18 protein-coding genes are annotated in these 21,823 nt (G+C 65.1%); 6 read left to right on the top strand and 12 right to left on the bottom strand.

Going from position 1 to position 21,823, the window contains the following annotated elements; genetic code table 11:
- Positions 1 to 54: 54 nt before the first annotated feature.
- On the bottom strand, positions 55 to 1,026 hold the full coding sequence (locus ACFWB0_RS02705; RefSeq protein ID WP_378488873.1) for a TauD/TfdA dioxygenase family protein: 972 nt from the start codon (positions 1,024 to 1,026) through the stop codon (positions 55 to 57).
- A gap of 119 nt (positions 1,027 to 1,145) precedes the next feature.
- Between ACFWB0_RS02705 and ACFWB0_RS02700 the strand changes: the two genes are divergently transcribed.
- Both ACFWB0_RS02700 and ACFWB0_RS02695 read left to right on the top strand, forming a co-directional pair.
- Complete coding sequence (locus ACFWB0_RS02700) at positions 1,146 to 2,015, top strand: hypothetical protein (RefSeq protein ID WP_378488872.1); 870 nt, start codon at positions 1,146 to 1,148, stop codon at positions 2,013 to 2,015.
- A gap of 35 nt (positions 2,016 to 2,050) precedes the next feature.
- A complete protein-coding gene (locus ACFWB0_RS02695; protein WP_378488871.1) occupies positions 2,051 to 2,470 on the top strand; it encodes a CoA-binding protein in 420 nt (139 codons plus the stop codon).
- 8 nt (positions 2,471 to 2,478) lie between these two features.
- Here ACFWB0_RS02695 and ACFWB0_RS02690 read toward each other — a convergent pair whose 3' ends face one another.
- From ACFWB0_RS02690 to ACFWB0_RS02670, 5 genes are all read right to left on the bottom strand, one after another.
- On the bottom strand, positions 2,479 to 3,234 hold the full coding sequence (locus tag ACFWB0_RS02690; RefSeq protein ID WP_378488870.1) for a hypothetical protein: 756 nt from the start codon (positions 3,232 to 3,234) through the stop codon (positions 2,479 to 2,481).
- A gap of 49 nt (positions 3,235 to 3,283) precedes the next feature.
- Positions 3,284 to 3,775: a hypothetical protein gene (locus ACFWB0_RS02685; protein ID WP_378488869.1), complete on the bottom strand. Its 492-nt coding sequence runs from the start codon at positions 3,773 to 3,775 to the stop codon at positions 3,284 to 3,286.
- Positions 3,772 to 4,629 (bottom strand): ParA family protein, encoded by an 858-nt coding sequence (locus tag ACFWB0_RS02680; protein WP_378488868.1) that lies wholly within the window; start codon positions 4,627 to 4,629, stop codon positions 3,772 to 3,774. Before ACFWB0_RS02680 ends, ACFWB0_RS02685 begins: the two co-directional genes overlap by 4 nt.
- An 82-nt stretch (positions 4,630 to 4,711) precedes the next feature.
- Positions 4,712 to 5,179 carry a hypothetical protein gene (locus tag ACFWB0_RS02675; RefSeq protein WP_378488867.1) on the bottom strand — a complete coding sequence of 156 codons (468 nt, stop codon included), beginning with the start codon at positions 5,177 to 5,179 and terminating at the stop codon, positions 4,712 to 4,714.
- A 159-nt stretch (positions 5,180 to 5,338) separates the two neighbouring features.
- Positions 5,339 to 6,523 (bottom strand): hypothetical protein, encoded by a 1,185-nt coding sequence (locus ACFWB0_RS02670; RefSeq protein WP_378488866.1) that lies wholly within the window; start codon positions 6,521 to 6,523, stop codon positions 5,339 to 5,341.
- Positions 6,524 to 7,302: 779 nt separating this feature from the next.
- On the opposite strand from ACFWB0_RS02670, the gene ACFWB0_RS02665 reads away from it, so the two are divergent.
- Positions 7,303 to 12,780 carry a carboxyl transferase domain-containing protein gene (locus tag ACFWB0_RS02665; protein ID WP_378488901.1) on the top strand — a complete coding sequence of 1,826 codons (5,478 nt, stop codon included), beginning with the start codon at positions 7,303 to 7,305 and terminating at the stop codon, positions 12,778 to 12,780.
- 67 nt (positions 12,781 to 12,847) lie between these two features.
- Here the strand turns inward: ACFWB0_RS02665 and ACFWB0_RS02660 are convergent, their stop codons facing one another.
- On the bottom strand, positions 12,848 to 13,243 hold the full coding sequence (locus ACFWB0_RS02660; RefSeq protein WP_378488865.1) for a hypothetical protein: 396 nt from the start codon (positions 13,241 to 13,243) through the stop codon (positions 12,848 to 12,850).
- A 98-nt stretch (positions 13,244 to 13,341) separates the two neighbouring features.
- Positions 13,342 to 14,103, bottom strand: a complete 762-nt coding sequence (locus tag ACFWB0_RS02655; protein ID WP_378488900.1) for an alpha/beta fold hydrolase — start codon at positions 14,101 to 14,103, stop codon at positions 13,342 to 13,344.
- Positions 14,104 to 14,795: 692 nt separating this feature from the next.
- On the opposite strand from ACFWB0_RS02655, the gene ACFWB0_RS02650 reads away from it, so the two are divergent.
- From ACFWB0_RS02650 to ACFWB0_RS02640, 3 genes are all read left to right on the top strand, one after another.
- Positions 14,796 to 15,626: a beta-ketoacyl-ACP reductase gene (locus tag ACFWB0_RS02650; RefSeq protein WP_378488864.1), complete on the top strand. Its 831-nt coding sequence runs from the start codon at positions 14,796 to 14,798 to the stop codon at positions 15,624 to 15,626.
- A 51-nt stretch (positions 15,627 to 15,677) separates the two neighbouring features.
- On the top strand, positions 15,678 to 17,621 hold the full coding sequence (locus tag ACFWB0_RS02645; protein WP_378488863.1) for a ketoacyl-ACP synthase III: 1,944 nt from the start codon (positions 15,678 to 15,680) through the stop codon (positions 17,619 to 17,621).
- A gap of 115 nt (positions 17,622 to 17,736) precedes the next feature.
- Complete coding sequence (locus tag ACFWB0_RS02640) at positions 17,737 to 18,111, top strand: excalibur calcium-binding domain-containing protein (protein ID WP_378488862.1); 375 nt, start codon at positions 17,737 to 17,739, stop codon at positions 18,109 to 18,111.
- Between the two features lie 116 nt (positions 18,112 to 18,227).
- Here the strand turns inward: ACFWB0_RS02640 and ACFWB0_RS02635 are convergent, their stop codons facing one another.
- Genes ACFWB0_RS02635 through ACFWB0_RS02620 form a run of 4 tightly spaced genes read right to left on the bottom strand, consistent with a single transcriptional unit; the run spans position 18,228 to position 21,779 of the window.
- Entirely contained in the window at positions 18,228 to 18,941 is a 714-nt protein-coding gene (locus ACFWB0_RS02635; RefSeq protein WP_378488861.1) for a maleylpyruvate isomerase family mycothiol-dependent enzyme, read from the bottom strand.
- An 11-nt stretch (positions 18,942 to 18,952) separates the two neighbouring features.
- On the bottom strand, positions 18,953 to 19,774 hold the full coding sequence (locus tag ACFWB0_RS02630) for a fumarylacetoacetate hydrolase family protein (RefSeq protein WP_378488860.1): 822 nt from the start codon (positions 19,772 to 19,774) through the stop codon (positions 18,953 to 18,955).
- 5 nt (positions 19,775 to 19,779) lie between these two features.
- Positions 19,780 to 20,850: a cupin domain-containing protein gene (locus tag ACFWB0_RS02625; protein ID WP_378488859.1), complete on the bottom strand. Its 1,071-nt coding sequence runs from the start codon at positions 20,848 to 20,850 to the stop codon at positions 19,780 to 19,782.
- Positions 20,851 to 20,906: 56 nt separating this feature from the next.
- Positions 20,907 to 21,779 carry an IclR family transcriptional regulator gene (locus ACFWB0_RS02620; protein ID WP_378488858.1) on the bottom strand — a complete coding sequence of 291 codons (873 nt, stop codon included), beginning with the start codon at positions 21,777 to 21,779 and terminating at the stop codon, positions 20,907 to 20,909.
- Positions 21,780 to 21,823: the final 44 nt, after the last annotated feature.

The following is a 21,823-nucleotide window of genomic DNA, read 5'->3' as shown; positions in this document are numbered from 1 at the left end:
TTGATGTAGGGATATATCACCACATCAACCGTTACTTCGTGCACTTTTGCAGGCCTAGAAGCCGGGCAGGCGCGATGGGGTCTCGATCACCGAGTATTCCGACGCATCCCCCTGCACCACGCGGCTTTCGGTGCCGTCGACCCCCACCGGCAGGTCTCCCGCGAGGGTGATGCGGTGGAGGCGACGGGTGTGGTCGCCGAAGTCGGCGATGCCGTAGTGCTGGGTGGCACGGTTGTCCCAGATCGCGACGTCCCCGGGCGACCATGCCCAGCGGAAAGTGTTCTCGAGTTTGGTGACCCGCGCCTGCAGCAACTGCAGGAGCGCGGTCGTCTCGGACGACTTCAGACCCACGAACTCCTTGACGAAGTGCCCGAGGAGCAAGGTGCGCTCCCCTGTCTGGGGGTGCACGCGCACGACGGGATGGATCGTTTCGTAGGTATTGCGGCGGAACTCGTCCTGGTACAGCTTGCGTTCCGCGAGTTCAGGATCCGTGTTTCCGGCATCCAGCTTCTCCGCGTAGTCGTACAGGTTCGTGTGCAGCGCCCACAGGTTGTCGACCAACGACGTCAACGCCTCCGGGAGCTGGTTGTAGGCCGCCGTCGTCGACGCCCACGTCGTTGCGCCGCCGTACGGCGGAATCGTCACAGCACGCAGGATCGAGGCCTTCGGGATGCGGTCGACGAAGCTGACGTCGGTGTGCCAGCTGTTCGCGGCGCCCTCGATCGGAAGGAGACGTTTCCCCTTCGAATGCACCGTCGGATGCGACTGCGTCTGCTGCCCGAGGAGACCCGCGAACGTCCACTGACCCTCGTCGTCGAGATGTTCCTGATCTCGAAAGACGATCGCCTTGTTCACGGCCAGCGCGTAGCGGATGGCTTCGACGGTCTCGGACGACAGATCACCGGACAGTCTCACCCCATCGATCCTGGCCCCGATGTTCTCACCGAGCTTGGTGACCACGATTCCGCCGGCGCGGTAGATCTCCTCCGCAGTTGTCGCCGGGCGCTCGAGTTCGCTGAGTGTCATGTGAGGCTCCTGGGTCGATGTTTCATTGCCTGCACACAGACTTCCAACGCGACGGCGACGGGTCGACGGTTCCACTCACGCAGATCAGAACCCCTCGTGGCCGGGTACCATCAATGCCCATGCGCACCTCGACGAGAGTTCTCCTCGCGACCGCCGCCATCGTCCTGACATCAACGGGGACGGCAGCAGCAGCGCCCGCACCGATCGTCGACGGCAACGGCAACGGCAACGGCAACGGCAACGGCAACGGCACGATCGTCGCCCCGAGTTCGACGGCGATTTCGTTCGCACACACCCCGTCGGGTACGCGCGCCGGCACCGCGAACGAGCACGAGTCACGGGCAGGGGTCTCCATCGTCAAGCTGTACCTTGCCGAATACGTTGTTCAGCAGGGTGATCCGGCCGACCGGGTGGACGCCGTCGAGATGATCCGCTCGTCGGACGATGCCATCGCCGATCGGCTTCACGCGAAATATCCGCAGGCGATCTCCACCACCGTCGCCGAGTTCGGTCTCGTCGACACCCACGTCCCCGGTTATTGGGGTTTCGGCACCACGTCGACGCACGACATGGTGACGTACCTCGAAGCAAAGAAACGCACCGACCCCAGCTCCCCAGTGCTCGCCGCGATGGCATCCGCCCACGAAACCGCAGCCGACGGCTACCCGCAGAACTTCGGCACCGCATTGCTCGCCGGAGTGATCGGCACAAAGTGGGGCTGGAGCGACGATCGCGCGTTCCACGCGTCGGCGTCGTTCGGACCCGATTTCTCCGTGGCCGCGTCGGTGTACGGGTCGGCGAGCAGATTGACCGACGATGTCCTCGGCGCGTTCACCGAAGGCGAGCCCTCGCCCTCCAGGAACGGCTATCTGCTCGAGGACTGCCCCGCCGTGGCGTGGCTCGCCGGCGACCCTGCCCTCGGCGCCCCCGCGCAAGCACTTCTCGACACGGTTCCGCCTCAACTGGGCGCCGCATTCTGCGGAGTGTGACGCTTACTCCACCGTCCCTACGTACGGTGGAGAACATGAGCACCGCATGGCAGAATCCCGACTCCGTGTCCCTCATGCTCGACAACTGCGCGACATGGGCAGTGGTGGGCCTGTCGGGCGACCCCAACCGGACCGCATACCGCATCGCGAAGCTACTCCGCGAGCGCGGGAAGCGGGTGGTGCCCATCCACCCGAAGGCTCCGACAGTCTTCGGGGAGCAGGGCTATGCGACCCTCGCCGACGTTCCGTTCCCCATCGACGTGGTCGACGTGTTCCGCCGATCCGAAGCCGCCGGCGTCTTCGCCGACCAGGCTGTGAAAATCGGCGCGAAAGGCGTGTGGTTCCAGCTGGGTGTGATCGACGAGGACGCCTTCGCGCGCACCGTCGACGCCGGGGTCGCGATGGTCATGGACACCTGTCCCGCCATCGAGTGGGGGACGCAGAAACGGGACTGAGTCTCTGCTTATCCGCTGTGCGACAGATGCTTTCCGAGCGGGTCGCCCGACGGATCGTCGAGACGCCAGAAGGTCCAGCCGTCGTATTCGGCGTCGTCGTCGCTGACGAACTTGGTGACGGCGTTCGCGGCGGTGGTGGGATGGCCGAATCGGCGACCCTCCATCGGACCACGGGTGATCTCGACGTTGCTGTTCTCCGGATCGAAACGCGCCTGGATCCGATATCCACCGAAGTCCGACACGATCGCCATTCTGGGGTCGACGAATTCGGGTTCGGCCGCAGGCTTGACCGCCTTCACGGGCCGGGTTCGTGGCCGCGACACTTCCTTACGCTGAAGAGAGTCACGAACTCGGTTGAGGTTGAGCAGATCCCACCGATCGTGCCCGTGCGCGACACTGCTCATCGGGATGGGATGGCTACCTGTGGGTACACGGCCGGGGCGTTCGGCGAGCCACAGTTCGACGTCGGAGGCAATCCCTGATTCCACCTCGTCGGATTCGACCATGTAGAACTCCGGGGATTCTCCAGCGAAATCTACGAACACCCAGTACGACGAACCCGTGGAATCACTGCCGGGTGTGCCGTCCTGTCTGCGAGCCATCCATTGTCCCCGGGTCGTCGAGCGGACGCGGACGACGCAACTGCGTCCGTCCACTCCCTTGACCCGTACGGCACGAGACCCCTTCAGCGGTGTCGCGCTTCCGCCGCGCTGAACGACATCGGTGACGAACGCCCGGACGCCCCGGTCGGCTGAGTCTTCCATGGGCCAACCATACGTTTACGTACCGGTTGTCGGAAAGCCCCCATACCGGTCAGCGAAAGGCATCACCCTTGGTGGACAACGCCTTGACTCGATCGACGATGCGTTCCTGCAGCTTGGACGGGGTGCGCCAGCGCATCGCGAGTTTGTCGTAGTCCATCGCGTGCTCGGCGATGATGTCCTTCAATCGGTCGACATCGAGCGGGGCGAGCCTGTCGCGCAGACCCGCTTCTCCCCCATCACGGAACGCGTCGAACGGGTCGAACGGGCCGGGCGCACGCGTGGCTCGCCGCGCCGGGGTCTTCCTGGGCGCCGCAGCCGTCACCGCAGGTGGCGCTGTCTCGGCGGTGTGGCCGAGCGCACCGGCTACCGCGCTGGCGAACCTCTGATTGCGTGCGGCTTCGTCCGCAATCACCCGAACGAGTGCGACGAGCGATCCGGCGGCATTCGGAGCGCTGCCGTTGAGTCGGAGCAACGCGGCACCCGCCTCACCGATCTGCACTCGCAGGCGGGCATCGGGCACGCCGTTTTCGGAATCGATCACAGGTACACCTGCGCATTCATCAGGATTGTCTCGGTGAGCATGCGTAGGGCATCGAACTGCCCTGCGCCACCGTATTTTCGCTTGAGCGTGCCGTATGGAACGAACTCGGCGGACGCAGCGATCTGATTCGCTTCGGGAATCCAGGCGGGAACGACGTTCGCAATCCTGTCGTCGCGTTGGAGTTGCTCGATGATCGTGCGGTGCAGGCTCGATGCGCTGCGATACTTGGTGACGACCAGGCCGAGTTCACGAATCGAATGGCCGGTGCGGTCGGAGAACTTCTCCACGCGTTTCTGCAACTGCGGGATTCCGTATGTGGACAGGATGTCCGGAATCGTGGGGACGATGTAGCCGTCGGCAACCCGGAGCCCGTTGAGGGTGAGCATCCCGAGGTTCGGCGGGCAGTCGACGAGGATGTAGTCGTAGTCGCCGGCTATCGGTTCGAGCGCCGAGTGCAGGACTTCGATCGGCCGATGCGATCCGGGATCGGCATATTGCTGGAAGCTCAGGCCCTCCTGGATTTCCATGAGGTCGAGCGAGGAAGCGAGCAGATCGACACCGCGCACCGCGGTCACGGGTGAAACGTCGTGCTGGAGGGCCTTCTCGATGTCGAATGCCTCGGAGTCAGGGTCCACAGCATGCTGGAAGAGCGTGGCGAGAGTGCGACCGAGTTCGTTGAGTTCCCGCCACCGCTCCTCGCCGATCATCATCGTCGTGAGGTTGGTCTGCGGATCGAGATCCACGAGCAGTACTCGCTGACCGAACTCGGCCGCCATGAACTCACCCAGGGCGGCGGTCGTCGTAGTCTTGCCGACTCCGCCCTTCAGGTTGATTGTCGCGATCACCCGCGCCACCAGCGCACTCCTCCGAAAATGTTGCTACACGTCGCTGCAGCAAACTACACCGGAAGGCGGACAAAGGCGACGCGGGGCTCGCTCAGTGTCCCTGCGACTCCACTGCCACGCGCTCGAAGTCCGCAATAGCCTGGTCGCGACCGACCATCGACTCCGCGGTTGCATATCCCGACAGCGTTACTGCCGGCTTGTGGTCGATCACGGCATTTACGACGTCACCACCCGAGGTGAACACGATAATCCCCTTGGCTTCGTCGCCCGGGAGCCCTTCCCACACCGCACCCTCGGTACCGAGCGAGCGATTGATCTCGCTCATGAGTAGCGGTGCGCTGAAGTAATACATCCGGTCCCACGAACCGCTCTCGAGCCCGCCCGCTTCCGTGATATCACCGAGGCTCCGCTGCTGCCCCGACGTGAGAACCGAGTCGAACTCCGATTCCAGTTTCGGGTCATCGACCACGGTCACGGTGCCGCCGGAGCCGCAACCCACCAACATCACAGCAGCAATTCCGCCGAATGCAGCCGATTTCAATCCCCTGCCAAATGTCACTTTTGCCCCTCGCGTCACTTATGTCCCCCTCACCCGAACGCGACGGACGCTACACCCGAGCAAGCGGCCGATCAGTGGCGCAGATCACTATTATCGAAGCCGAATCGGACCTATATGCGACAGGCAATTTGGCATTGTGGCGATTCACAAATCTCGACGTCAATCCTTTGCTGTCAGCTCCGCAATGTCTCCGAGAAGCGCAGATTGGAGCACTCCTATCGACTCCGCAGCACCACCGAATTGGTCGCCGACGAAGTTGGTGTTGTCGGTCGAAAGCTCTCGCGAGCCGGAGCGCCCGATGAGATCGTCGATCCTTGCGTCGAGGTTTGCCGCGCGCTCCGCAACGTCCACCATCGCCATCCGACCGTCTGCAAACTCGAGGAGGTCTCCGATACGAGCAAGGGCCGCCACCCGGTCGAGAAGCTGTGCCCACACCGGGTCGAGCGCCGCGATCCGGGACTCGAACCCTGCCCTGGCCGCGGGCGCTGTGTCGATCGCGTCTTCCAATTCGGCGAGCAGACCACGGAGGGCGACCGCGTCGGTGGCGATCTGGGTGAGCTCGTCGGTGAGGTTCAACTGCGTTCGCTGCACCGCGAGATGCTCCGAATGCCACGCAGGCGACGACTCGATCTGGTCGTACAGAGCTCCCGCGAGAAACAACAGGGTGTCGTAGCGGTCGACGAAGCGATCGGCCTCTCCCGGCACCTGCCGGGCAAGCACTTCGGCGGCGCGCCGTCCCGTTTCCGCTGCCGGCGTGTGCTCGGACCACCGACCCAGGCGGTCACTCGCGATGCTCAACACCGTGTCGCGGGCACGGTCCACCGCCGCCACAGGAATCGGGGCAGGCGTGTGCTGCAACGCCCGAAACAACGCTTCGCGCTGCTCTATTTCCAGATGGATGCCGTCGCGGCGTTCGCGACGCACGGCACGCACGCCCTGCGCGTAGTGCGCCGGGGAATGAACGATCGCCTGTCGCGCCGACCGGATTCGCTTGTCGATCTCGCTCGCGCGGTGCTCGAGCATCAGCCGCGACACACCGGGTCGCTGGGCCGCGGCACGAGCGGCGAATCTCTCCCGCTCGTCGCTCAGGCGCCGGAGTTCACCGAACCCCCCGATATCCGGGATCCTCCGCGCGAGACTCCGACGGGCAGCAAGGATCGCTCTGGCCGGGTCGTCGAGGTGGCCGGACGCAATCGCTATCGCGGCATCGTCGGACAACGGTTCGCGGCGGCCGTCGATCCGGCACTGATCGCACCATCGTCGGACCTGGGCGGCGATACGCTCACGTCGTTCGAGTTCGGACTCGAAGTCCATGGGAGCTCTCGACCGGTCGGGTTCGGTCATCGTGGCCCTCCTCGGAGACTGTCGACCTCCACTGTTCCAGAATTTTCCGACAGTGGCCGGTACGGCGGTCTCGCCAGGTTTCACCCAGGGTCACCGCGCGAGCCGTGCGGGACAACTCCGACAGGCATTCCACTCGACCGAAGACACCGATGAGCTGCGGTGATGGATGTCACACGGAGAATCTCCGAAAACTGGACACAGCCCGTCACCGGGTGCCGCCGAGACCTCCACCTTGCGACGAATTACATTGTCGTGCAACAGTATCTCCGGGTCACCCCGGTGGACACTCCGGTCCACATGCAAGTTACCCGGCGGTGTTACCGCACAGTACGTCCAGCACTACCCGTCGGGATTCCGTCGCAGTTCGCAACGGTTGGACCGGGAAGCCCTGCCCTACAACACCTCCCAGTGACGCAACCGGGCCCCACTCACCGGCCCGAGCGCCAGTGGTCGAAACGTGACAAACCCTCATGTTTCCTCCATGCTGTTATCCGGACGGATCACCCGAAGCAGGGGGCGGCGTTGCTACAACCGACAACCGCGGGCTTCATGCAACGATCCGTCCGAACCGCCCAACGGCGCCCTGGGGCAGGGCCCACGGGCCGGGGACCGACACGCATGCCCACGCCAACCACGAGGAGCCGACCGACAGATGTTCCCAGCCGCGTTAGCAACCTGTGACGTGGGCCGAGCATTCGGTTGACCTGCCTTCCTCGAATGGGGTTGAGCTTCGACGAGCGCGGTATTGCGCACAACCATGGAGAACGGTGGCAACGAGTATGTTCAAACGGATCGCAGTGGTCAATCGGGGTGAGGCGGCTGTACGTCTCATCCGGGCAGTCCGGGAGCTGAACTCCGAGCACAACTACGGCATCACGACGATCGCGCTGCACACCGAGGCCGAGCGGCGGGCAATGTTCGTCCGCCAGGCCGACGAGGGTGTCACCCTCCGACCGTCCACCACGGCCTCGACCCCGTACCTCGACTACACCGAACTCGAGCGCGCGTTGACCGAAGCCAAGGCCGACGCCGTATGGGTCGGCTGGGGTTTCGTCGCCGAAGATCCCACATTCGCCGAGCTCTGCGCCCGGCTGAACATCACCTTCATCGGCCCGTCCGCCGACGCCATGCGTCTGCTCGGCGACAAGGTCGAAGCCAAGCTCCTCGCCGAGAAGGTCGGCGTCCCCGTCGCCCCGTGGTCCGGCGGCCCTGTCGAGAACCGCGCCGATGCGCGCAGGCACGCCCAGGCCATCGGCTACCCGCTGATCATCAAGGCCCGTTCCGGTGGCGGCGGACGCGGCATCCGCAAGGTCTACGCAGAGGACGAGCTCGAACTCGCCCTCGAACGCACCCAGGGCGAAGCCGAGCGTTCCTTCGGCGACCCCGTCGTGTTCATCGAGCGTCTCGTCACCGATGCCCGGCACGTCGAGGTACAGATCATCGCCGACAACCACGGCAACGTGTGGGCCCCCGGCGTGCGCGACTGCTCCATCCAGCGCAAGAATCAGAAGGTCATCGAGGAGTCGGCCTCCCCGCTGCTCACCAAGGACCAGGCCGACGAACTGCGTAAGGTGTCCGCCGACCTCGTCCGCGCCGCGGGCTACTGCGGTGCCGGAACCGTCGAATACCTGTACCAACCCGACCTGAAGATGTTCACCTTCCTCGAGGTCAACACCCGACTGCAGGTCGAGCACCCGATCACCGAGGCGACCACCGGCATCGACCTGGTCAAGCTGCAGATCGTCGTCGCCGCAGGCGAGACGCTCCCCGGCGACTGCCCGCCGGAGTTCGGACACGCCGTCGAGGCCCGCCTGAACGCCGAGGACGCCGACAACGGCTTCGCTCCCGCGCCCGGCACCGTGCAGCTGCTCAAGTTCCCGCTCGGCTCGGGCCTGCGCGTCGACACCGGCATCGCCCAGGGTGACGTGATCCCGCCCGACTACGACTCGATGGTCGCCAAGATCATCGCGTGGGGCCGCGACCGCGACGAAGCCCTCGCCCGCCTCCGCACGGCGCTGCGCGAGACCACCGTCGTCCTCGACGGCGGCACCACCACCAAGTCGTTCCTCCTCGACCTGCTGAGCCGCAGCGAGGTCATCGATGCCACCGCCGACACCGGCTGGCTCGACCGCACCGGCGCCGGCACGGCCACCGGTCCGACGAAGGTCGCCGACATCGCACTTCTCGCGACCGCGGTCGACGTGTACGACGCCGACGAGGCCCGCGCCCGCGCCGGATTCCTCGCCTCGGCCCGCGGCGGACGCCCCCGCGCCGGCCAGACCGGCACCCGCAAGGTCGAACTGAGCTACCAGGGCCAGGGCTACGAACTGCTCGTCGGACAGATCGGTCCGTACCGCTACCGCATCGGCGCCGAGGACTCCGACCTCGAGGTCGACATCGAGCGTCTCAGCGAATACGAAACACGTCTCACGCTCGACGGACAGCGCCACAACGTCGTCTCGATCGCAGGCCCGGCACACTTCCTCGTCGAGGTCGACGGTGTCAGCCACCAGATCAGCCAGGACGAAGCCGGTGTCGTGCGCACGCCCGCGCCCGCAGTCGTGGTCGCCGTTCCCGTCGCCGTGGGTGATGAGGTCGAGGCCGGTCAGACGCTCGTCGTCCTCGAATCCATGAAGATGGAGACCGCGGTCCGCGCACCGTTCGCAGGTAAGGTCCGCGAGATCCTCGCGGTCGTCAACGGCCAGGTCGACGCCGGCGCTCCGCTGCTGCGCGTCGATCGGATTGCCGAGGAGACCACCACCGCGGTGGCCGAGCGGGTGCAGTTCCCCACCGCTGCACCTGCGTTGACCGACGACGCCGTCGCCGACGCCCACGCTCGCCTCGACCGGCTCGAAGCACTGATCACCGGCTACGACGTGTCGGCCGAGCGCACAGCAACCCTGCTCGGCGAGTACGAGCAGCTCACCGCGAAGGCCGCGTCCTGCGACCTGGTGCGCGCCGAACTCGCTCTGCTCACCACATTCGCCGACGTGTGCGAACTGTCTCGCAACCGTCCGACGCAGGACGAGGAAACCGGCGACGACAAGGTGCACAGCCCCCGCGAGTTCTTCCACGGGTACCTGCAGTCACTCGACGTCGAGGTCGGAGGACTGCCCGAGAGCTTCCGCGGACGTCTTTCGCGCGCGCTGCGTCACTACGACGTGATCGAGCTCGAGCGCACTCCTGAACTCGAAGAGGCCGTCTACCGGCTGTTCTGCGCGCAGGAGCGCATCGAGGCGCAGATCCCCGTGGTCTCGGCACTCCTCGACCGGTGGCTCGAGCACGGTACCGGCGAGTCCGGTGTGTCGAACGAACTCAACGAGGTCCTCGACCGGCTCATCGTCGCCACGCAGGTCCGCTTCCCCGTCATCGGTGACACCGCCCGCAACCTGCGTTACCGCTTCTTCGAGGAGCCGGTGATCCGCAAGGCTCGCGAGCAGGTGTACGACGGAGTGCGCGGTTCGCTCGCCTACCTCGCCGAGCACCAGAGTTCCGCCGACTACGCGCAGCGGATCGAAGCGCTCGTCGCAACCCCGGAGCCGCTCATTGATCTTCTCGCACAGCAGATTTCGCGTCCCGGGTCGGTTCCCGGACCGCTGCTCGAGGTGATCACCCGGCGCGCGTACAAGATCCGCACCCTCGAGGATGTGGAGTCGAATGTTCGCGACGGTCGCCAGTTCGTCACCGGCAACTTCGATCTGCGCGGCACCCGCCTGTACTTGATCTCGGCCGAGGCCGAGCACTCCGAGCTCGCTGCGCTGCTCGATTCCGTCGAGGACGCTGTGAAGCCTCTGCCGAGCACCGAAAACCTCGTCGTCGACCTCTATCTGGCCTGGGACGACGCTCCCGCCGAGGCAGATGCGCAGGCGCAGGCGTTGCAGACCGTGCTGGCATCCAGGGAGGTCACCGCGTCCGCGCGTCGCGTGACGATCACGGTGTGCCACACCGACAATGCCGAGGAGCACGTCTTCACGTTCCGGCCCTACGAGACAGGATTCGCGGAGGAGACCAACATCCGCGACATTCACCCGCTCACCGGCCAGCGTCTCGACCTGTGGCGTCTGAAGAACTTCGACGGCACCCGCCTCCCCGCGAATCCGGATACGTACCTGTATCACATTGTCTCGCAGGAAAACCCATCCGACGAGCGGTTCATCGCTCTCGCCGAGGTGCGGGACCTGACACCGCAGCGCGACGAGTCGGGCGTCATCGTGGGCCTTCCCGCCTTCGAGCGGGCACTCGCGAGCTCGCTCGACGGCATGCGGCGCGCGCAGTCGGCCCGCGGTGGTCGTCGCCTCGACGCCAATCGCGTCGTCCTGTTCGTCTGGCCCCTCGTCGACCTGACATTCGACGAACTGCGTCGGACGGCCCAGAACGCCGCTCCACTCACCGTCGGTGCCGGACTCGAGGAAATCACCGTCATCGGGTGGCTCCGCGATAATCCGGACCAGCCTGCGCGTGAGGTCGCGCTGCGCTTCTCGTACCGCTCGGGTGCCGGCGTGGTCGTGGGCCTCACCGATCCGCCGAAGGAGCCGCTCAAGCCGCTCGACGAGTACACGCAGAAGGTTCAGCGCTCCCGCGCCCGCAACACTGTGTACCCGTACGAGCTGATCCCGCTGCTCACCGGCAACGACGGCAGCTTCGTCGAGTACGACTTCGACGACAACCGCGAGCTGGTCCCGGTCGACCGCCCGTACGGCCGCAACAAGGCCGGCCTGATCGTCGGCGTCGTCACCACAGCGACCGAGCTGTATCCCGAGGGTATGACCCGTGTCGCGATGTTCGGCGACCCGACGAAGGCACTCGGTACCGTCGCAGAGGCCGAATGCTCCCGCGTCGTCGCCGCCGTCGACCTCGCCGAGAAGCTCGGCGCCCCCGTCGAATGGTTCGCGCTGTCGTCCGGTGCGACGATCTCGATGGATTCGGGCACCGAGAACATGGACTGGGTGTCGCGCGCACTGCGCCGCATCATCACGTTCACGCAGAACGGCGGCGAGATCAACGTCGTGGTCACGGGCATCAACGTCGGCGCACAGCCGTACTGGAACGCCGAGGCGACGATGCTCATGCACACCAAGGGCATCCTGGTGATGACGCCGGACAGCGCAATGGTGCTCACCGGTAAGCAGTCGCTGGACTACTCCGGTGGCGTGTCGGCCGAGGACAACTTCGGTATCGGCGGCTATGACCGCGTCATGGGCCCGAACGGCCAGGCGCAGTACTGGGCCCCGAACCTGTCGGCCGCGATCGAGGTGCTCTTCGGGCACTACGCCCACGCGTACGTCGTTCCCGGCGAGCGCTTCCCCCGCAAGGCCGAGTCGACCGACCCGATCGACCGCGACGTGCGCGTCTACCCGCACGTGCACCCGTCGAGCGACTTCACCACCGTCGGCGACATCTTCTCGTCCGAGACCAACCCGGATCGCAAGAAGCCCTTCGACATCCGCACCGTGATGCGGGCCGTCGTCGACCAGGACCACACGGTGCTCGAGCGCTGGGCAGACATGGCCGACGCCGACACCTCGGTCGTGTTCGATGCGCACCTCGGCGGCCACGCGGTCTCCGTCATCGGCATCGAGTCGCGGGCGATCGCCCGTAAGGGCTGGTTCCCGACCGACGGACCGGACCAGTGGACTTCGGGCACGCTGTTCCCGAAGTCGTCCAAGAAGACGGCGCGCGCGATCAACGCGGCGAGCGGCAACCGTCCGCTCGTGGTCCTCGCGAACCTGTCGGGCTTCGACGGCTCCCCCGAGTCGCTGCGCAACGTGCAGCTCGAGAACGGCGCCGAGATCGGCCGAGCGATCGTCAACTTCGACGGACCGATCGTGTTCGTGGTGGTCTCCCGCTACCACGGCGGTGCGTTCGTGGTGTTCTCCGGGGCGCTCAACGAGAACATGGAGGTTCTCGCGGTCGAGGGTTCCTTTGCCTCGGTGCTCGGTGGCGCACCCGCCGCGGCCGTGGTGTTCACCCGCGACGTCAACAAGCGCACGGCGAGCGACCCGCGCATCGTCGAACTCGAAACCCAGGTGGCGTCGGCAGAGGACGGCGAGAAGGCCCGCCTCGGTGTCGAGCTCGCGTCGCTGCGGACAGCCGTCCGGTCGGAGAAGCTCGGTGAGGTCGCCGCGGAGTTCGAGGCGATCCACAACATCCAGCGGGCCCAGCAGGTCGGGTCGGTGGACGCGATCGTGCCTGCCGCCGAACTGCGTCCGCAGATCATTGCGGCCCTCGAGCGCGGCATTGCGCGGACCCCCGCGTAAGCACCCGTAGACCGAACGAAGCCCCGCACCGGAATTGCGAATCCGGTGCGGGGCTTCGTCGTTGCTTCTAGTCGTCCCAGTCGTCCCAGTCGTCGTCGTCGATGAGGTCGTCACACCGGTCGTCCCACTCGTCGTAGAAGTCCTCGACGAAATCGGGGACGGTGTCGTCCCAGTCCTCGAACCAGGCGTCGCAGGTGTTGGTGTCGATGAACGGAACACCGGGCGGCAGCGCATTCGAAAGATCTGCGGAACCTGTTCCGTGCGCCGTCGCGATCGCGGTATTCGGCGTCGTGGTCTGGGTCGGTCCGGTCGGGGAAGGATCAGCGACCGTCGAGATCGTGTAGGTCGACGGCGATGCGGTCGGCGCGGCCTCGTTCGAGCTCGAAAGCACGAAACCTGTCGTGCCTGCTGCGACCGCGGTCACCAGTGCTGTGGCTGCCCACCAGGTGCGGCTCAGGGCCATGATCTTCTCTCCTTCGCGAGGGTGTTCCGTTCGGTGCACCCTTACTCTGATGTCCCTCGATGAGACGTGCATGAGGCGAAGATGACGAATTCTTCATCTCAGTCGAGCGTGCGGATCCATTCGATCAGAGCGCGCGCGACCTCGTGCGGGACCTCGGGGATCAGCGCGTGGCCGCTTCCGGGGATGAGGACGGTCGTGACCAGGTCGGCTCCGAACTGGTCGAGGAGCTCCGATCGGGTATCGGCCGGGCGGAACACGTCGTCGCCGGCCTGCACGTCGAGCAGGGGGGACGACGCTATCGGCCACCACGACTCCTTGTCGGTCGCGGACATAGCGGCGCGCTGACAGACGATGGCGTCGGGCCACCAGCCGTCGAGCCAGACGGAGGGGTCGTGGTCGTCGGCGAAGAACACCTCACGCAGATGAAGGAGACGCTCGGTATCGGGAAGCCCGAGATCGGAGCACTTCGCGACGCGTGCGGTCAACGACGACGGGAAGCGACGCGCGCCGGCGGCCAGCACGGCGACGCCTCGGACCAGTTCGGGACGGTCCACGGCCAGCACGCGGGCGACATAGTGACCGAACGCGTGTCCTGCCACTACCGCGGGTCCGGTCCCGAGTGCCGAGAGGACATCGGCGATGTCCCCTGCGAGGTCGTGCAGATCCAGCCCGTCGAGCGGTCCGGTGCTCGAACCGACTCCACGAGGTTGGGGACGCAGGGCACAGTACCCCGCGGCGTCCAGATCCCGCGCAATCGGCTCGAATTCGTAGGAGTCGCGGCCGAGCGACGGCAACAGGACCACCGCAGGCCCCGTGCCGTTCACCAGCACTTCAAGTTGCGTTCGACCGGTGGAGATCATCTTCGTCTGTGCCACGCCGACCATCATTCCAGTCGGACACCTCACAACGGCACCGAAACGCGGTTCGTCGACACACAGCAGACTTGCTTGTGCCCAACATCACAGACTGTCGCAGAAATCATTTCGGCCGGACGCGCATTGCCGCCCGGCCGATTCAGAACACCATTCTTGGCACCGAGTGCTACCGCTTTGTGCACTAGATGCCACTATCTCCTCCCCGGTCGAGCAATTCCCTGGAGCACTGTCCACCAGCACTTTTCGGTTGTCCGCACGAACTGCTCAAGATCATCGACATGGGATCACAGTGCGACCTGACCCAGAAGTAATACTGTGCGCCACAACAGATTCGCAAGCAAACACATCTTCACATCAGAAGAGGCGCTACGAACAGACAGCATGTTCGTACCAAGCAGTAGGGAGCATGAACAATTCACTTATCTTGCGCTGCAACACTTTTCGAATTTCTGGCAATTTCGGGGAGAAATCGGTGGCGATACATTCCACATGACAATAACCGGGAAGTACTGCATCATTGGATGCGCAGGGAACAACGAGCAGGGGCGCTCGGCGCGGGACGCAATGCAGGGAATAACTCGCAATCGCGCACTACCACAAGACCATCGGGCATACGCAGCCCCCAGAGGGCACGTCGCCGTGCCTGACGCGATCGCCGCCAGCCAGAGGAGACGACAATGACCAGCACCGCTGAACCCACCACACAGTCCGTCCAGGGCAACAAGCTTCGCGGACGCGTCGCGTTCGTGACCGGCGGAACCCGGGGTATCGGTTCCGCAATCAGCCGCAGCCTGGCCACCCAGGGCGCAACCGTGGCAGCGGGCTACGCACGCAACACCTCGCAGGCCGACCAGTTCCTGGCAGATCTGAAGGCGAACGGCCGCGATGATGCGAAGTACTCCGTTCACAAGGGCGACGTCGCCAACGCCGCGGATTGCCGCCGGACCATCGACGAGGTCATCGCTGAGCACGGTCGTCTCGACATCCTGATCAACAACGCCGGCATCACCATCGACCGCACGGTACTGAAGATGGAGGACGAGGACTGGGACAAGGTCATCTCCGTCAACCTCTCCGGTGCCTTCTACCTGGCACAGGCCGCCCTTCGTCACATGCTCGAGCGCGGCACCGGCCGTATCGTCAACGTCTCGTCCGTCATCGGCGAGACCGGCAACATCGGCCAGGCCAACTACGCGGCGTCCAAGGCCGGCCTCTTCGGCCTCACCAAGACCCTCGCCAAGGAAGCCACCTTCCACCTGGGCAAGGCGGGTCTGCTCACCCCTGACAGCATCGGCGTCACGGTCAACACGGTCACCCCCGGATTCGTCGCCACCGAAATGGTCGACAGCATCCCGGAGAAGGTTCTCAGCCGCATCACCGACAGCATCCCGGTGAAGCGCCTTGCCGATCCGCAGGAGATCGCCCGCGTCGTCCACTTCCTCGCTGCAGACGCCTCGTCGTACATCACCGGTCAGGTGTGGGGTGTCAACGGCGGACTCGACATGTGACCGCTCACTCCACCCTTCCAGCTCACATTCCACTGAACGGTTTCTCTTCACATGCAGTCTTTCGAGCTCAATCGGCACGGCAAGATCGTCTTTCCCTCGAACTTCTTTCCCGACCTCGACTTCTCGGCGTTCACCAGCCCGGAACACCTCGACTCGGTGATCCGCCGCGATTTCGACACGAAGGCCCCCTCGGTCTCCGAAATCCTCTCGCGTAGCGCCCAGGGTGCGTACAAATCCAAGTTCGAGCTCATGCGCGACATGGCGCTGAGCGGGTTCTGGGCAAATCGCTTCGCGCTCACCATGTTCGACAAGACTCCGACACGTTGGTCCGATGTCCCCCGCAACCGCGACGACATCTACATGCCGATCCTCACCCCGTGGCCCGACGCAGCCGAGCGGATGGCCGCCGTCCAGGCCGCCTTCCACGAATTGCCTGCCGCCTGGAACGACGCTGCCGAAAATCTCATCTTCGCACGGCTGTTCAACGTGTTCGGATCCCGTCGGCATATTGCGGGATCGTTGCCCACCGTCAAGCCGACGGTCGAGCAACTACTCGCCCACCACGAGAACATGACGCTCCGGATCGGCAATCACGATCCGAACTTCCCGATCTACACCTACGACGAGGTGCTCGACAGCAGCGAGGACGTCGCCGAACTCGAGGCTCTCGGTCGGTGGTCGATGGTGCTGCACAACCAGCACCCGTACAACCGTAACGATCTCGAGGTCGTCAAGGCCTCGGAACTGAAGGACGACGACTACGTGATCGTCTTCCATCCACGCGATCGCGAAGTACAGCGCTTCATCAACCGCGCCACGTCCGGGAAGTCCCGCAAGGGCCTGAGCTACACGAGCCCGACACCCGTGCCCCCGGCGAAGCCGTACCCGGCCATCGACGTGGCCAAGGAGTTCACCGTCCGGCCGCGCATCGACGCTATCGCGGTCGCACACGGCGACACGGTCTGCACCAACGAGGACCTGATCCGGAACACCGCGTACAACTGGTCGCCGATGACGGCCGAATCGATCGCGCAGAAGACCGGAATCGAACAGCGCCGCTATACTTCCGGCACGTTCGAGGATCTCGCATTGTCCGCTGCGAAGCAGGCCGTCGAGCACGCGAAGGTGGGCCCCGAGGAAATCGGTGCGGTCATCGTGTGCACCTGCACGAGTGGGCGGCTGATCCCGTCGCTCGCCACGTGGATCTCGGGTGAACTCGGCATCGCGCAGAGCCATGCGTCGTTCGACCTGATTGCCGCGTGTGCAGGAATGCCCTACGGCCTTGCCGAGGCGACCCGGATCATGCAGCAGGTCAAGCGACCGGTGCTGGTGGTGTGTGTCGAGAAGTTCTCCGACAAGATCGGCAACGTGCGGCCCTCGCGCATGATCTTCGGTGACGGCGCTGCGGCGATCGTCGTGTCGCCCGCAGACGAAGGCGCGGAAACCGATATCGAGTACTTCAACAGTTACGCGAGTGGTCCGACGAGCGAAGTCAATTCGATCATCTGGCCCAACCCCGACTTCGACAACTTCATCACCGTCTACGGTCCCGAGGTCAAGTCGCTCGCCGGTCGCTACCTGGGGCAGATGCTCGACGAGATCAAGGAACTGCCCGCACCGTCCGGCAAGGAGGGGTCGCTGCTCGACAACATCGATCTGATCGTGCCACACCAGGCGAACAAGACGATGATCATCGAACTCGCCGCGAATGCCGGACTGTCGGCCGACCGCCTGTACTTCAACATCGAGCAGGTCGGCAACGCGTCGTCGGCGAGCATCCCGCTCGCGATCCACGACGCTGTCCGCGACGGTGTCATCGACAAGCCGGTGCGTATCTTCGCTCCCGGATTCGGTGCCGGCGCTGTAGCGGGTTACACCGTGATGCGAATCGATCCGAAGGTCGTCGTACCGTTCCGCGATGCGGAAGAACACGCCGCGATCGATCCGACACATGGGCAGCCGTCATCGTCCGACGTGGAGCTCGCGTTCCGCTGACAAGACCATTTTCTGCCGATCGTCCCGTTCGCAACGTTTTGTGCGGACGGGACGATACCCGTTTCGAGGCCCCATTCCCCCCGATGGGCTGCACATGACTCGAAAGGCAACACCGATGAAGATCCGACGCCTGACTGCCGCGACCCTGAGCTGCTTGGCTCTGACGGTCGCTGCTCCGGCCACCGCGAACGCGTTCACCCTGGTCGATCTGCTCCCCACAGGTGTGGCCGATCTGATTCCGAGTGGTTCGTGGAACCCGTTTGCGCCCCCGGCACTGCCTGCTCCCCCGGCGCCGGAACAGCACTCGGCACCCGCTCCACAGCAGTCGGCACCGGCCCCTGCACCACGGTCGGCACCGAGCGGCGGGTTCAAGAACTGCACCGAGGCGTGGAATGCCGGAGCTGCGCCGGTCTACCGCGATGATCCCGGATACGCTCCGCGCCTCGACCGCGACAACGACGGTGTCGGCTGCGAGCACGATCCTCGCTGATCGTTCTCGCCCCGGCCTCCAGCACGTAGAGGGCCGTCGAACGTGAACATCCCGTGCGTGTTTCCGGTTGCTGTCGCTACCGGAAACACCCACGGGATGGACGCTTTCGTCGAGGGTCAGAGCCAGCGCGGAGGGGTGAGCTCGCCACCCTCGACCCCGATCGCACCCCGGCCTGCGGCCCAGCGCACGACAGCGGGAAGAGAACCCTGCACCTTGTGGGTGATCTCGACGTCCTCCTTCACCACAACCGGGGTGTTGCCCTCGACCTCGACCGCAATACCCGCACCGAGATCCTTCTTACGCCACATTCCGACGATGTCGTCGAGCAGAGACTCGAGGACGACCGTCGGGAAATCGCTGAAACGGCCACCGTTGTCGAGATCGACTGCGTGGATCCACACCTCTCGGGTACGCATCCACGCGGTCTCCTCCGCCGGAACAAGTCGCCCCTGTGCGGTGCGCACCTGCGCCTGCCACGCAGCCTCGGGCAGGTTCCGCCACTTCTCGTCGAGTCGTGCGACGGTATGGGCGAACAGGTTCCGGAGCGCCGCGGGGCTCAGTGTGGATCCCTCGGCGATCTCCTGGCCGCGTTCCTCGGTCGACGCGTACATCGGGGTCTCGACACCTGTTGCAGCCCAGTCCATGAGCCGGCACAGGGCCGCGGCGTTGTAGCCGAGGTGCGCAACGAGGTGCCGACGGCTCCACCCCTCGAGCAGGGTCGGCCCGTCCAGTTCGTCATCGGTAAGCTCCGCGAGCCGCTGCGACAGAAATGCCGTGCCGCGCCGGGCGATCAGCAGACGCTCGGAGAGTTCGAGATCGTTGAATCCCACGCCCGGTTCTCCTATTTGATGATCGTCTTGTTCTTGACGGTGCCGAGACCCTCGATGGTGACCTCGACGGTCTCGCCGTTCTGGATGTACCGCGCGGGCTTGCGGGCATGGCCGACGCCACCGGTGGTGCCGGTGATGATGACGTCGCCGGGCTGCAGCGTGACGATGTGCGAGATGTAGTCGACGAGCTTGGCCGGGGTGAACACCAGGTCCTGGGTGTTCGAGGACTGCATGACCTCGCCTTCGAGGATCGTCTCGATCTTGGTGCCGAGCGTGTAGTCGGTGTCGAGGAACGGCCCGAAACCGCTGCTCTTCTCGAAGGTCTTGCCCTGATCCCACTGCAGCGTGCGGTACTGGTAATCGCGCATCGTGTAGTCGTTGATGACCGAGTAGCCCGCGATGTAGTCGGAAGCGTTGTCCTCGCTGACCTGATACGCCTGCTTGCCGATGACAACAGCGAGCTCCGCTTCCCAATCGAGCTGCGCGCCTGCGTATTCGGGCACAATCACGTCGTCGTAGGGGCCGGTGAGGGCTTCCTTGAACTTCGAGAACAGGGTCGGGAACTCGGGGAGGTCGCGGCCCATCTCCGAGATGTGCGTTGCGTAGTTCAGGCCCACGCACACGATCTTGCCGGGGCTGGGCACCACGGGTGCGTAGTCGGCGTTCGCGAGGTCGACGGTCTTACCCGAAGCCTTCTCGGCAACGGACTTCCAGTCTGCATCGTCGAGCAGCGCGGACAGGTCGGCATAACCGTCGATCACGGTTGCGGCCGAGTCGCTGTCGACCCTCACGGCAGCGGTCGTGCCATCGAGGCGGAGAGTGGCGAGTCGCATGAGTTTCAGGCTCCTTCGGAGATGATTGTGCGGTTGAAGTGGAGACGTTCCACTATCGGTGCGTCCGAGAACGCGAACAGGTCGACGCCGTTGTCGGTCTCGAGCGACCACTCCGTCCAGGACGGCACCACGATCATGTCGCCCTTGGTGACATCGTGGCTCAGATCGCCGAGGTGGAAGCGGCCCTGGCCCTCGAAGACCTGGAACACCACGGAACCGACATCGCGGCGCTTCCGCGTGTGCGCGCCGGCGCGGAGGCGGTGGAATTCGGCGCGGATCGTCGGCATGACGTCGCCGCCGGTCGTGGGGTTGGTGTAGCGGATGGCGGCGTGGCCGGGTTCCGGTGTCGCGGCGTAGCCCTCGTCCTCGAGTGCGAGCTGTTCATCGAGAGCGCGGTCGGTGTGGGCCCAGCGGTAGCACGCGATCGGTGAGCTGGTCTTGCGGTCGAGTCCGACGAGCGGACGCAGACCCGGGTGCGCCCACAGCCGCTCGGAGCGGGAGATATCCGGGGTGCTCTCGTCGGTCACCCCGTCGGAGCCGAATTCGAAGAACCCGGTGTCGGTGTAGTGGACGAACGGAATGTCGAGACCGTCGATCCATGCCATCGGCTGATCCGTCTCGTTGTGGTGACCGTGGAAGTTCCACCCGGGGGTCAGCAGGAAGTCGCCGCGGCGCATCGCGACCGGGTCGCCGTTGACGACGGTCCACACGCCCTCGCCCTCCACGACGAAGCGGAAGGCGTTCTGCGAGTGGCGGTGCTCGGGCGCGGTTTCCTTCGGCCCGAGGTACTGGATCGCTGCCCACAGGGTGGGGGTGACGTACGGGACGCCGCCGAGGCCGGGGTTCGCCAGTGCGATAGCGCGACGTTCACCGCCGCGACCGACCGGCACGAGATCGCCGGCGCGCTGGGCGAGCGGGTACAGCGTCGACCACTTCCAGACGAACGGCACAGCCTTGGAGGCCGGCGCCATCGGCATCAGGTCGCCGAGCTGCGTCCACAGCGGATTGAGGTTCTCGGTGGCGAAGTCGTCGTAGAGCTTCTGGACCTCGGGGTCGATGGGTTCGGTGGCGGTCATTGTTCTCCTCGTCACGCGTGCAGCACATGTCCGGCGTGCACCCAACGTATGTCCGGTCACTCCTGCAGTGGAATAGATTTCTGCTCTCCAGAATGAAAGAACTCGGTGGGCTCGATGCCCGCGACGTCCACCTGGAGACCCCGAACAGCGGCGTGCACCTGGTTGACCAGCTGCCCTCGCAGATGCGTCCGGTACCGGTTGATCGGTATCGCCGCCGTGAGTGCTCCGATCGCCCGACCGCTGCCGTTGCGGATTGCAACGCCGAGCGCCGCGACGCCTTCCTCCGTGTTCTCGACGTTCACGGCGAACCCCAGCTTGCGCGCAGCATCGAGCTCGTGGACGAACATCTCGAACTCCCCGATCGCCATCCTCCGGTCGGTCTCGTATGCGGGAGATCGACCTCGATCGATGTGCGGTTCGTCGGCCGGTCGCAGATACAACTGTTCGAGAACCGTGCGCGGCTGCTCGGCCAGTAGGATCCGGCCGCCTGCTGTGAGCTCGGCCGGAAGCACCTGACCCTGCCGATCGCCCACCCGAAGGATCGATTCCGTCTCCGCCGTCCACAGGAATCGCGCCTGCGACCCGACTCGGATGACGAGGTTGATCGTTTCGCCTGCCAGCGAAGCGAGCGCCTCCATATGCGGCCTGCTGAGCTCGGTGAACTCGCGGGTCCACCCCTGCCGCGCAGGCCCTACCCCCATTGCAGGCCCCGGATGGTAGATCCGCTTCTCGTCCTGCACCGCAAACCCGCGGTAGACCAGCATGGCGAGCAGACGATGCGCGGTCGACGGCGCCGTGCCGAGCTCGTCGGCGGCGTCCTTCAATCGCAGGGCGCCCACATCGCGCAGCATTTGCAGTAGGCGAAGTGCGTTGTCGACCGACTCCAAGGCGTAGGTGGGTCGCTCGATCCGACCCGGTTTCTTCTGCATAGCAGAACTCTATTGCACCACATTGCACCGCACACCGAAGGTGG

The organism is Rhodococcus sp. NPDC060086 (assembly GCF_042730275.1).
Classification (GTDB): Bacteria; Actinomycetota; Actinomycetes; order Mycobacteriales; family Mycobacteriaceae; genus Rhodococcus.
This window is presented reverse-complemented; position numbering and strand designations above follow the sequence as displayed.